Origin of the sequence: Gemmobacter caeni, assembly GCF_003054195.1 — a bacterium.
GTDB classification, from domain to species: Bacteria; Pseudomonadota; Alphaproteobacteria; order Rhodobacterales; family Rhodobacteraceae; genus Gemmobacter; species Gemmobacter caeni.
Map to the genome: position 1 here is coordinate 160,332 of NZ_QBKP01000008.1, position 12,237 is coordinate 172,568.

The 12,237-nt window shown below is 59.4% G+C and carries 13 protein-coding genes; all 13 read left to right on the forward strand.

The window, feature by feature from the left end; all coding sequences use genetic code 11:
- Positions 1-44 precede the first annotated feature (44 nt).
- Genes gpW through C8N34_RS13980 form a run of 13 tightly spaced genes read left to right on the forward strand, consistent with a single transcriptional unit; the run spans position 45 to position 12,173 of the window.
- Positions 45-275 (forward strand): gpW family head-tail joining protein, encoded by a 231-nt coding sequence (gpW, locus tag C8N34_RS27305; RefSeq protein WP_425320671.1) that lies wholly within the window; start codon positions 45-47, stop codon positions 273-275.
- 3 nt (positions 276-278) lie between these two features.
- Entirely contained in the window at positions 279-1,982 is a 1,704-nt protein-coding gene (locus C8N34_RS13925; protein WP_108129319.1) for a phage portal protein, read from the forward strand.
- The gene (locus C8N34_RS13930) at positions 1,979-3,307 is read left to right on the forward strand and encodes a S49 family peptidase (RefSeq protein WP_108129320.1); all 1,329 of its coding nucleotides are present in this window, start codon (positions 1,979-1,981) and stop codon (positions 3,305-3,307) included. The genes C8N34_RS13925 and C8N34_RS13930 overlap by 4 nt, the downstream gene beginning before the upstream one ends.
- Positions 3,308-3,319: 12 nt before the next feature.
- Entirely contained in the window at positions 3,320-3,736 is a 417-nt protein-coding gene (locus C8N34_RS13935) for a head decoration protein (RefSeq protein ID WP_108129321.1), read from the forward strand.
- 12 nt (positions 3,737-3,748) lie between these two features.
- Entirely contained in the window at positions 3,749-4,849 is a 1,101-nt protein-coding gene (locus C8N34_RS13940; protein ID WP_108129322.1) for a major capsid protein, read from the forward strand.
- Positions 4,850-4,906: 57 nt separating this feature from the next.
- A complete protein-coding gene (locus C8N34_RS13945) occupies positions 4,907-5,257 on the forward strand; it encodes a hypothetical protein (protein WP_108129323.1) in 351 nt (116 codons plus the stop codon).
- Positions 5,257-5,667 (forward strand): hypothetical protein, encoded by a 411-nt coding sequence (locus C8N34_RS13950; protein WP_108129324.1) that lies wholly within the window; start codon positions 5,257-5,259, stop codon positions 5,665-5,667. Before C8N34_RS13945 ends, C8N34_RS13950 begins: the two co-directional genes overlap by 1 nt.
- Entirely contained in the window at positions 5,667-6,293 is a 627-nt protein-coding gene (locus tag C8N34_RS13955) for a hypothetical protein (protein WP_108129325.1), read from the forward strand. The genes C8N34_RS13950 and C8N34_RS13955 overlap by 1 nt, the downstream gene beginning before the upstream one ends.
- Positions 6,286-6,810 carry a hypothetical protein gene (locus C8N34_RS13960; RefSeq protein WP_145693619.1) on the forward strand — a complete coding sequence of 175 codons (525 nt, stop codon included), beginning with the start codon at positions 6,286-6,288 and terminating at the stop codon, positions 6,808-6,810. Before C8N34_RS13955 ends, C8N34_RS13960 begins: the two co-directional genes overlap by 8 nt.
- A 46-nt stretch (positions 6,811-6,856) precedes the next feature.
- Entirely contained in the window at positions 6,857-7,642 is a 786-nt protein-coding gene (locus tag C8N34_RS13965) for a phage tail tube protein (protein WP_108129327.1), read from the forward strand.
- A gap of 15 nt (positions 7,643-7,657) precedes the next feature.
- Positions 7,658-8,095 (forward strand): phage pre-tape measure protein, encoded by a 438-nt coding sequence (locus C8N34_RS13970; RefSeq protein ID WP_108129328.1) that lies wholly within the window; start codon positions 7,658-7,660, stop codon positions 8,093-8,095.
- 8 nt (positions 8,096-8,103) lie between these two features.
- Positions 8,104-8,361 (forward strand): hypothetical protein, encoded by a 258-nt coding sequence (locus C8N34_RS13975; protein WP_108129329.1) that lies wholly within the window; start codon positions 8,104-8,106, stop codon positions 8,359-8,361.
- The gene (locus C8N34_RS13980; protein ID WP_108129330.1) at positions 8,361-12,173 is read left to right on the forward strand and encodes a phage tail length tape measure family protein; all 3,813 of its coding nucleotides are present in this window, start codon (positions 8,361-8,363) and stop codon (positions 12,171-12,173) included. The genes C8N34_RS13975 and C8N34_RS13980 overlap by 1 nt, the downstream gene beginning before the upstream one ends.
- The last annotated feature ends 64 nt before the right edge of the window (positions 12,174-12,237 follow it).

Below are 12,237 nucleotides of genomic sequence, written 5' to 3' on the forward strand. Positions count from 1 at the left end.
GTTGTGCATTCGTGTATCCGTATATGGACAAATTTCCTGTACGGATGAGCAACTTGACCCTGACCGCAGCACAGAGACTCGTGGAGGCTGAGGCAGCGTATCATGCGCTGCTGACTGGCGGTCAGCCCGTGGAATGCCGTGACTCCAACGGTGAAAGTGTCAGGTACACTCCAGCCAATGCCAGCCGCCTGAAAGCGTACATCGCTGAAATCAAGGCTGAGATTGCCGGCATCCAAAGTCAGCTTCGTCGCCCCATCAGACCGATCTGGGGGTAAGCGATGAGCATTCAGGAAGAACTCAACGCATTGCTCGGCCCCGCCTCTCATCCTCCGGGCGAGGGCTATGCGGTCCACGCCCCGGCAACCGTGGCGGCGGTGGCCGGGGTGTCGGGCGGCGGTATTGCTCACGATGGTGCGAAAGCATTCAGTGAACTGGCGCTCTGGTCCCCGCCTCTGCGTTCGGTCAATGCTGACGTTCTGCCCGAGAAGGGCGTGCTCGATGCCAAGACCCGCGATCTGTTCCGCAACGATGCTTTTCTGTCCGGTGCAATGGTCACCCACAAGGACAGCATCGTTGGTGCGCGATTCATGCTGAATGCTCGCCCCGCGACGAAGATCCTCTGGGGTAAAGAGGATGACACCTGGGAAGAAGAGTTTCAGGAGGAAATCGAAACCCGCTTCGATCTGTGGGCTGAATCCCCCCATGGCTGGCCCGACGTGGGTAAGCGCAACACGCTCACTGCAACCGTGCGCCTCGGCGTCGGTGTTGATCTTGCCGGTGGCGAAGTTCTCGGTCTCGCGCGCTGGATGCCCAACGACGGCCGGCCCTATCGCACTGCATTTCAGATGATTGACCCGGATCGTCTTTCCGATCCGCTGACGCAGGCGTTCGTGTTTCCCAATCCGCGCCTGCGTCGCGGGATCGAGGTCGATGATTTCGGCGCACCCGTCGCGGCGTGGATCCGCAATTCGCATCCGTCTGATGGCCCGTTTCACGACTATTCGGACATGAAGCGGAACGACTGGACGCGGGTTCCGTGGAACCGCCCATGGGGGCGCCAGAACATTCTGCACATCTTCGAGCAGATGCGCCCCGAGCAGGCCCGTGGCATTTCCATCGCTTCTTCATCTCTCAACGAGATGAAGATGACCAAGCATTTCCGCAAAGCGCAGCTTCAGCGTGCGACCTTGGCGGCGTCCTATGCAATGGCACTGGAAGCTGAATTGCCTCAAGACACCACGCAGGCCCTTGGTGTCGGGTATGCCGCAGACGGCAACGCCACGACCCAGTGGATGCTCGACTATCTCGCTGCGGTGCAAGAGTATTCCGGTGGTGCGAAAAACCTGCACGTCGACGGTGTGCAGATCCCGATGCTGCCGCCAGGTTCCAAGCTGTCGGTTCAGAACACCGGGGCGACGGGGCCGAACGACGCCGAGTATGAAATCAGCCTGCTGCGGTATTCGGCTGCCGCGCTCGGTCTGCCGCTGGAAGAGTTCATCCACGATTTCAGACAGACAAACTATTCCTCGGTTCGCGCGGCGTTGGGGCGGATGTGGGTCTCGATGCAAGTGCGCAAGCGCATGGTTGCGGAGCGCATTGCCAACTTCATTTACCGCCTGTGGCTGGAAGAGGCGATCAATCGCAACGAGATCGAGAGCCTGAAGCGTCGCAACGTTCCTTCTTTCTACGAAGGTCTGAACGCCGAAGCCTATTCGGCTTGCGAATGGATCGGGTCCGGTCGGGGCACGATTGACCCGCTCAAGGAAACGCAGGCCGACATCCTGGCACTCAAAGCCGGAATTGAGACGAAGGAAGCGATCATCGCTCGCAGAAGCGGTGCCGATTACCGCCGTGTCGCGCGCCAGATCGCGCGTGAACGCAAGCTGGATGCCTACTTCGAAAATCCGAGCGTCTACGACGCCGACAGCAAGAACGTGCAAAACTCGCTGACGGCGAGTCCGCGTGATGGGGCCGCCGCATGAAGAACACGTCCATCCTTTCCCGCTTCCAGAACGAAGTTGCGATGTTGAACGCAACGCAACAGCCGTGGTTCGAGCATTGCGTTCATGCCGCGGCAGAATTTCTCGTGAAGATGGAGGAAGATCAGGGGTCCACGCAGGTTGCGGCCTCCGGTTTCTGGTATTCTGAGGATGACTGGCGGTCGGCATACCGTCCCTACGATGTGCAGGATGGCATTCTGCGTATCCCGGTGCGCGGCGTCATGCTCAACGGATATCCGTGGGCGACGCAGTGGGCGACCGGCTACGAGTACATCCTTGAAGCGATGAAACGCGGCATGGCTGATCCCGATGTGAAGGGGATCGCCCTCATCATCGACAGCCCCGGTGGCATGGTCAGCGGGAACTTCGATCTCGTTGACGACATCTTCGGGATGCGGGGAACCAAGCCCATCCGCGCCTATGCATCGGATTCGGCGTATTCAGCCGCTTACTCCATTGCCTCGGCTGCCGACACCATCACCGTGAGCCGTTCCGGTGGTGTGGGCTCCGTTGGTGTCGTGACCATGCACGTCGATATGTCGGCTGCGATGGAGAAGTACGGCTACAAGATTACCTTCATCTATCGCGGGAAGCACAAGACCGACGGCAACCCGTATGAGGCGCTGCCCGACGATGTGCGGGATCGCATTCAGGCGCGCATCGACAGCACCTATTCGGAGTTTGTGGGCATTGTCGCCCGCAACAGGGGTATGGACGAGGAGGCAGTCCGCAAGACGGAAGCCTTGACCTACTCGGCCCAGGAAGCACTCGACATCGGTTTTGCGGACAAGATCGGCCGCACCGACAGCGAGATCACGGCCTTTGCGGCCACCTTCAATCAAAGAAAGGACGAAGCGATGGCCGATAATAACGAGGCCCAAACCATCACCACCGAGGATGTGAACAAGGCGCGCGCCGAAGGTGCAACCGCCGAACGCACCCGGATTTCGGCAATCCTTGGCTCCGACGAAGCCAAGAAGCGTCCGACGATTGCGATGAAATTCGCGCTGAACGAGAAGTTCGCCTCGCTCGACGCCGCCGCGGTCAACGAGATGCTGGGCAGCCTGCCGGAAGAAAAGCAGGAACAGCCCGCGCAAGAGAAACCGCAAGCCGCCACGACCACGGCCGGGGCCGGCGTGCAGGGCGCCATTTTCGACGCTGCGATGGCGGCGACCCAGCCCGGTCACGTTTCGACCGACGGCAAGGCCACCGAGGGCGGCACCAAGACCGAAGCCGATCAGGCTGCCGAAGACCGTGCGCTGCGTCAGGCTGCCGGCCTGGCGGGCTTCAACGACAACACCAAGTAACAGGAGGCTTTCATGGCCAACGTCACCCCTCCCTATGCCGACCCTGGCCGGGCCTCGTTCGAGGAACTGGACACCTACCTGCAGAATTTTCTGCTGGCTGGTTCCCATCCCGAACTGAAGCCCGCGTTCTCCGCTCCGATTCCGAACAGCGTCAATTACGCGCAGTTCACGGTGGTCGGCAAGAACAGCTCGGGTCAACTGATCCCGGCCACCTGGGACGCAACCACCCCGGTCAAGGCGATCGGCGTTCTGGTTCATGCCGTCGCGCTTGGCGCCTCGGGGAGCGCCAACGGTTCGTTCTGGTATTCGGGCTGCTTCAACATGGACTCGCTCGTCTGGGATGCGTCGTTCGACACTGAGGCGAAGAAACTGGCGGCCTTCGAAGGTTCGCCCACCCCCACCACCATCATCGTCGCCAAGCGCGGCTAAACGGAGGCGACTATGCCCGCTGATTCCCAAAACTACGAACTCTGGGACACCAATCGGTTCCTCGGCGTCTGGCGCGACGTGAAGCCGGATCCGCTGTACTGGACCGACTGGTTCCAGAACGAACTTCTGTCGGAAGACGAATACATCGACTTCGAGAAGATGCCTCTGGAAGGCCGGAAACTGATGCCGTTCGCCATGCCGCTGACCCGCGGCGGCGCCATCTACGAAGATTCCGGCAAGGCATTCCGGTTCAAACCGGCCTATGTGAAAGCGGAAGACCAGATTGATCCGCTGATGCCGCTGACCCGTCGCGTCGGGATCGACTCGAACGCGTCGCAGATGATGCCGAAACTGTCGCCGCCGCAGCGCCTCGACCTGATCCGCATGGCGATCACAGGTTCGCATTTTCGTGCTCACCAACGCCGTCTGAATCAGATGGCCTGCGTTGTGCTGCGCGACGGCATGATCACGCTGAAGGGTCCGAACTACCCGGAAACGGTGGTCAACTTCGGTCGGGCTGCCAACCATACCATCACCCTCGGCGCCGGTTCGCGCTTCGGTGACTCCGGGGTCTCGATCCTGGACTTCTTCCAGTTGGTTATCGACCGGATGGCGACGGCAGAGTTCGGTGGTTTCCCGACGCGGGTTACCATGGGCGGCGGTGTCTGGAAGGTGATGCGCAAGGACGCGGAACTGAAAGATTTCCTCGACCTGAACCTGAAGCAGAACGATCGCGTGACGCTGGAGCGTGGTCTGACCAATGGTGAACCCGTCTACAAGGTTGGCGAGTTCATGGTCGGCGGCGCCAGCGGGCGCACCATCGAACTGTGGGTGGACGATTCCACCTATATCGACCCGAACACCAAGCTGGCGACCCGTTACATCGGCAACCACCAGATGCTGTTCAAGTCGACGCCGGATGCGGTCATGGGCTATCAGGCTTTCGGCCGCATCATCTCGCGCCGGGCGAACTGGGCTCCGATGCGTCTGTTCCCGCTGAACTGGCTGTCCAACCCCCCGGAAGAGACCGAGTACATCACGCACCAGAGTGCGCCGCTGATGGCTCCGCTGAATCCGAACGCGACGCTGCTCGCCAACGTGATCGCACCGTGATCGTGAACCGGGCGGCCTGAACTGGCCGCCCACTCCCAACATCAAGAGGAAACCGCCATGAAGCTCGGTTACACCATTCACGAAGTCCAGAAGGGCAAGGACACGATCATCGCTCCCGGCCGTGTGCATCCGTTCGATGATCAGGAGCATGACGATCTGGCTCGCCTCGGCGCCATTCGTGAGCCTTCGCGCGACGAGATTGCGCTGTACGAAGCACTGCTGCCGGCCGTCGAAGAAGAAGATCCGAAGAAGTCGCCGGAACGGGAACAGCTTGAAGCCAAGGCCACTGAGCTTGGCGTCAAGTTCCAGGCGAATACCGGCGACGCTGCTCTGTTGAAGCGCATCGAAGAAGCCGAAGCCAAGAAGGCTGCGACGACCGGCACCAATCCCGGCGACGATACGCTCTGATGGCAAGCTGGCGCGAACATAAGGCCAAGATGAAGCGGGATGCGCACACTGCGTTCCGCATTCCTGCGGTCTATCTTGTTCGCGCCGATGCCACCCCGGTTCCCTGCATGGTCAGGGTTCATTCCAAGGTAGCCCCGAACCAGAATGAGTTCACCTGGCCGGCCGCGCCGGGCTATCTTGAAATCGACCCTTACATCATCTTCGACGCTTCGGAAGTTCCGTCTCCGTCGCTGAAATCGCTCGTAGTTCTCAGCGCGACCGAGATCTATCGTATCGGTCCCAGCGAACCGCAGCGCGAAGGTTTTGTCAGATCAGATGCCAACAAGGTTGAGGTATCCGACTGCGCTTCGATCATTGCCGCGATCCCGAATGCCGACTCTGATCCGGCGTTCCTCGGAGTGCTGTTCTGATGGAGTTTGCTGTCGTTCTCGAAGCCTTTCCGACCACCGGCTACATTGCCGATCTTTCGCCGGATCAGGTTGCCACGGCAGCGCGCATGGCGCTGAACAAGATTGCAGATCGCACCCGGACGCGGGCAGATCGTGCCCTGCGTGAGCAAATCGCTTTTCCGGCAGCATTTCTCGGCCCCAGCGGAAAACGTCTGTGGGTGCAGACGAAGGCGTCGAACCAGTCGTTACAGGCGGTCATCCGTGGCCGAGGGCAAACCACTTCGCTTGCGAGGTTCGCCGGCAACACCAAACCCACCAGTGGGAAGCAGCGTCCGAAAGGTGGCGGGGTTCAGGTTCAGGTGAAAGCCGGTGGCGCGAAAAAGTTCATCGAGCGGGCCTTCATCATGCAGTTGCGCGGAGACAACCGCGGGCTTGCGGTGAGGACGAAAGACGGGATGCGTCCTCGCGGGGCTTATGTGCCCAAAGAGATCGGCAAGAACCTGTGGTTGCTCTACGGACCGTCTGTTGACCAGGCTTTGATCAATTCCCGGCACGAAGGCATCTACGAAGACCTTGGCCCCGAGGTGCTGGACGCGCTTGACGCAGAGTTTCGCCGCCTGATTGATCTGAGGATTTCTGATGCCTGATCCGTTTCGCCTCCGTGTTATGAAAGCCGTGAGCGCGGCGATCAAGGGGATCACCCCTGCAAATGGTTTCACTCACGACCTTTCTGATTACGTCGACGCGGACGGCATCACGAGGGAGCGGGTATTCCGTGGGCGTGATCTTTTCGGCCCCTCTGACGGGCTGCCGATGATCTCGATTCTGGAAGATTTCCGCGCGCAGCCGATCAAGGCTCAAAGCCCGGAAGGTGGAAACCAGCGGAACTCTTTCCCGATCCTGATTCAGGGATTCGTGAAGGACGACGTGGATCATCCTCTGGACCCGGCATACATGCTTGAGGCGGAAGTGCGTCAGGTTATGGCTGCGGCCAATGTGCGGTACAACATCCTCGGGACGGGCGACCGCGCCCCCTGTGTATCTGACATGGTGATCGGGGCTCCGATCTGTCGGCCGGCAGACAACGAATATTCCACCGTCGCCTACTTCTTTCTTTCGGTGACACTCACCCTCTCGGAAGATCTGACGAGACCCTTTGCGTGATGTGAAAATCACGTTATAAGTGCAACAAACTCAAGGAGTGACGATAATGGGCGTCGAGAACTACAAAATCGGTCGAGGGGAGTTCATGTTCTCCCTGTTCGTTGACCCGCTGACCCGCGTCGAACGCGGTTTCCTTCCGTTCGGCAACTGCCCCGGTGGCACGTTCAATCGCACTGTCGAGCGCATCGAACACATGAGTTCGATGACCGGCGTCAAGACGAAGGACTTCTCGCAGATCGTGTCTTCGACCATGGCCGGGTCTGTCACCACGGACGAAGTTTCCGCGAACTCGATGGCGATGTTCCTCGGCGGCACCGCTGCCGACGTGTCCTTCACGTCCGGTACCGGGGTCACTTCGGTGTTCAACGCCTACAAGGGGGCGACCTATCAGCTCGGCGTCACCGCATCCCGCCCGAATGGTCTGCAACAGATCAAATCGACGCCGGCTGTCACGGTGACGGGCGGCGCCGGGGGTAGCACCAGCTACACCGCAGGCACCGATTACACCATCGACTACGAGCGCGGCACGATCACGTTCCTGCTGGGTGGCACCATCACGGACGGCGGTCAGGTGACCGTCACCTACAGCCACGACGCCTACAGCCGGTTCCAGATCAATTCCGGTGCCATCGAAATCGAAGGCGCGCTGCGCTTCTACGACCGGGCCGAGTTCGGTCAGCGGATGGACTGGTATCTGCCCTGGGTGAAGCTGACGCCGAACGGCGACGTGAACCTGATCGGTGACGAACTCACCTCGATCTCGTGGAACGTCGAGGTGCTGAAGAAGGGCGCAATGGCCGAGGCGTATATCGCCGGCAAGCCGATCGTCTGACGGGGGTGATGGAGGATGACCACCGTTTTCGGAAACTACAGTCGGCCACGGCAGATCGTGAATATCGCCAGCGGTGACGGGGAGATGATCCCCGTCGCTTGCTACGGGCTCGGTCTGGATCACCTCGTTCTGCTGGTCCGCGAATATGCCGAAGTGCTGACGCCGATCTATGAGCAAACTGCATCCGGTCAACTGACTGCGGATCAGGCTATCGCTCTCGTCACATCTCTGATCGAGGAAGTTCCGGCGCTCGTCAGCATGACGATTGCTTTGGGTACCGATGCTCCCGCCGACGAGATGGACAAGATCACCGCACTGACGGTGGGCGCGAAGGTTGAGCTGGTTCACGCGATCGTCAAGGTCACGATGACCAGCGAAGGTGGGCCGGAAAAGATCGTGGAGATCGTCACGTCGGCGTATCGGGAACTCAGCAAGAAGTTCCGCCCGACCTGAAGGAATGGATGTGGGGGCTCAGGAAACAGGCGAGCCTTCTCATCGAAGCCGGGCATCTGAACGCAGGGTCATACACCGTCGGCATGATCCTGGATGAGGCCAGAATTGTTCAGGAACGGCTGAACGCCAGAACCGCTCTGAACGCAGACCTCATGCACCTGGCGATCTCCGCTACTCCGACAGAATACAACAAGGCGGGCGTTGCTCTGGCGAAAAGTGCCGCAAAAGCGCTCAAGGATACGCTGAAGAAACTGCGAGGTGGCTGATGGGCCGTGAGACATTCTCCGATCTCAAGATCAGGGCCACCGACCAGTTCAGCTCGACCCTTGAAAAGGGCAAACGGAACTTTGACGAGTTCAGGAAATCCCTGACCCGCAAGGAAATTGTTCAGGAATCCCTGAAACAGAAAGACGCGATCCGGCAACTTGGGACCGAGATCGAGACGCTTCGCGACAAGTATCGTCAGTATGCGGAGCAGACGCGGCAGGGCGCGGCTACCCGGCAAGTCGGGATCGAAATGGTCCAGACCCGGGCGAAAATTCTGCAAACCAAGGATGCGATCGAGCAGCAGCGCGAAAGCCTGCAGCGCCTTCGCGGCGTAGCTGGTGGAACCTTTCGTGAGTTTTCTCAGCGTGCATCTGAAGCGGCTTCTGCCGCGATCCGGCAAGCTGAAGCCGAACGCAAGGCCACTGCTGTATCGCAGAAGAAAGCGGAAATTCAGGCCCGGCTGAACGCACAGGCCCGCAGTGGTTTTGCTGACTGGAATCATTACATCGAGACCATTCATCGGCTGCAGGCGGCCGAGGAACGCAGCGCGCGGCAGGCTGCCCTGAAGGAGCAAATTCAGGCCCGGCTGACTAGCCGAGTGGTCAGCGGGTTTTCGGCATGGCAGCGACAGATCGGTATTTACGATGCGGAGTCCGCAGCCTTTGTTCGCAGCCATGCTGCCCTGAAACGCGCAGAAGGTGCTGCGACACAAGCTGCCGGTGCGCAGAAGCGTCTGAAGCAAGCCGTGGATGCCACGACGGCATCGGTTCAGCGTCAGAATGCCGTTGAAAGCCGCGTCCTTCCGTTCGGAAGTGCGGCCGGTGGACGCGCATCGCGGGGCAAGAAGTTCGGCGGCGAAGATGCCGGTGTCGAGATGTACGGTCTTCGGCCGTATCAGATGGTCAATCTCGGGTATCAGATCAACGACGTGATCGGTGGCGTGGCGATGGGGCAGGCGCCGTTGCAGATTCTCGCGCAGCAGGCCGGTCAGTTTGCGCAAATCTGGCCGGAAGCCATGGTTGCGCTGGTTCGCGGAGTCCCGATCCTTCTCGCCGCAGGCGCAGCTTTCAGCCCTCTGATTGCAGCCATGATGCGGGTTTCTGAGCAGAAGGAAAATCTGCGGTTCTTCAACCAGCAACTTGCTGTCAGCGCAGACGGCGGCCGATATAGCGCTGAAGGATTGAGTCAGGCGACGCGCGAAATGCGCAAATTCGGCGTAGCGACCGAAGATGCCAGGACTATGCTGATGGGATTTGTTTCAGCAGGCATTGACCAAGGTCAGTTCGTCGGGCTGGGTAGGCTGGCGAAAGACCTGGCCGAAGTTACAGGGCAGGACGTACCTGCTGCTGCTGAAAAAATGCTGACGGCTTTCCGTGGTGGTTCGCAAGGCGTGCGCGACCTTGATCGTGAGATGAACTTCCTCACGGCCTCGCAACTTGATCAGGTTCGTGCGATGGAGCGTGCCGGTAACGCCGCTGGTGCGATGGCACTGGCACAAGGCGCATTGCGTGACAAACTCGCAGCAACGAAGCCTGAACTGACCGAGTGGCAAAAAGCCACGAAAGAAATGGGTCAGGCTTGGGACGATCTCGTCACCGCAGTCGAACAATCCGGTCTCATCGAACTTGCATCAAAGGGCCTGATGCTCGTTGCCATGTCCGCGAAAGGTTGGGCGTATCTTGCGCGAAATGCCAGTGGCGCGATCCAGTCTACCATCGCTCCGAATGACCTCCAACGGATGACAGCACTGACGGATCGCCGCAACAAGATTCTGAACGACATAGCGCGTGACGATGGTGCTTTTGCCCCAAGAACTGCCGCACTGCAGGAAGAACTCGCGGCTGTCGAGGCTGAAATCGAAAGCATTCTCCGAGATCAGAACGAAGCCTACAAAGAGGCTTCCGATCTTCGGGACCAGAACAAAGATGCTTCGGAAGCCGAAAAGAAGATCCAGTCTGACATCAATTTCGAATTGGATCGGCAGATCGAAACTGCTCAGCGTGAAGCCGAACTCGCTGCGCTGACCAATCGGGAACGGTTCATCGAGCAGGGTCTCCTGGAAGCCAAAACCCGCGCAATGGAAGCGCAAAAGGCGCTTGGTCTCGATGCTGTCGGCCTCACCGAGGAACAGAACAGGCTTCTGCGCGAACGTCTCGGAATGGCTTTCGATACCCAAGCCAGTGCCGAACTTATGACCTCATCGGGCATGAGCGGTCTCGTCGACAAGATTGTTGGCGTGGAAAGCGGCGGCAATGCCTCTGCTAAAAATCCTCAGTCAACTGCCACAGGTCTCGGTCAGTTCATCGCAAGCACTTGGCTGGATATGTTCCGGCGCTACTTCCCAGATCGCGCTGCGAGCATGAGTGAAGCGGCTATCCTGGAACTGCGGAAGGAGTCGGCTATCTCCCGCAAGATGGTCGAACTTTACGCAATGGAGAATGCGAAAGTTCTCCAGTCGGCCGGCGTAGCGGTCAACGAGGCATCGCTTTATCTCGCCCACTTCCTCGGTCCTCGCGGTGCAGCAGGCGTCATGGCTGCGTCTGCTTCTACCCCGGTTTCCAGCATTCTTGGGGCAGACCAGATCGCCGCCAACCGCAGCATCCTCGAAGGGAAGAATGCCGGGGAAGTTCGCGCCTGGTCGCAACGGAAGATGGGAGTTTCGTCAGCCGAACTCGATATCAGCCGGGAAATGGTCAAACTGGATGAAGACCGGGCGAAAAAGGCTGCCGACGAAGAAGAAAAGCGCCTGAAGCGTGAAGCCGATTACATGCGTTCTTACGCGGAGCGCATGGAAGGTCAGAAACTCGAACTGTCTCTGCAAACCCAGGAAGCCCGTCAGGCAGCAATCACCAAGGCGCTGTATGACGAGGAACTGAAGGCAAAGGAGGCCGGGCTTCAACTCACCAAGGAGCAGCGCGACGAAATCGCCTCTCTGACCGGGCGGCAGTTTGATAGAGAGAATGCTGAGACGAGGGTGAACCAGATCCTCGAACGGCGCCAGTTGCTCGTGCAAAACCTCACGATGGCGCGCGAAGCCGGCGACGCCGAGGCGATCTCAAAGATCACTGGCGAACTTGATGGGCTGGAAGGCGACCTCGGGAAGGCTATCGACGATGCCATTGCGTTCTGGCAGGCGATCGGTGGGCCGCAGGCGGATGCTGCAATCCTGAAACTGAAGACCCTCAAGGTCGATGTTCAGGTGATGCAGAATGAAAGCCAACAGGTCATCCGGTCATGGAATGAATGGGCCGCAAATCAGGCATCGTCTGGCATCAGCCAGCTCGCGCAGGATATCGCAGCGGGTGAGAACGCCATTGACTCCCTTGGTCGTGCGTTTGCGAAATTCGCGGCCGATTTCCTGATCAAGATGGGCGAGATGATCGTTCAGGCGAACATGCTGAAGATCCTGCAAGGCAGCGGTTTCGGCAATATCGTTGGCGGATTCCTTGGCGGTCTCGGGGTTCCGGTTCCCATCGCCCATACTGGCGGCGTGATCGGCACGGATGCCCTGTCCACCAAAGTCGTGAACCCGGCTGTGTTTTCCGGCGCCATGCGGTATCATGGCGGGGGTTTCCCGGGTCTGAAGCCGAACGAAGTTCCGACGGTTCTGGAAATGGGCGAAGAGGTCTTGACCGCAAGCGATCCCCGGCATCGCAAGAATGGCGGCGGCGCAACCCAGGTTCGCGTCGTCAACGTGCTCGACCCCAACGAAATCCTCGATACGGCAGTGAGTTCCCCCTCCGGTGAACAAAGCCTGATCAATTTCGTCACGAGGAACAAGCGGGCGATCTCGGGCATTCTGGGCAGTTGACGAGGCAGTTGCGAAAACGGCGTCTCGCTGGTAGTTTCACTTAAAACGTGATCCTGTCGGGAAA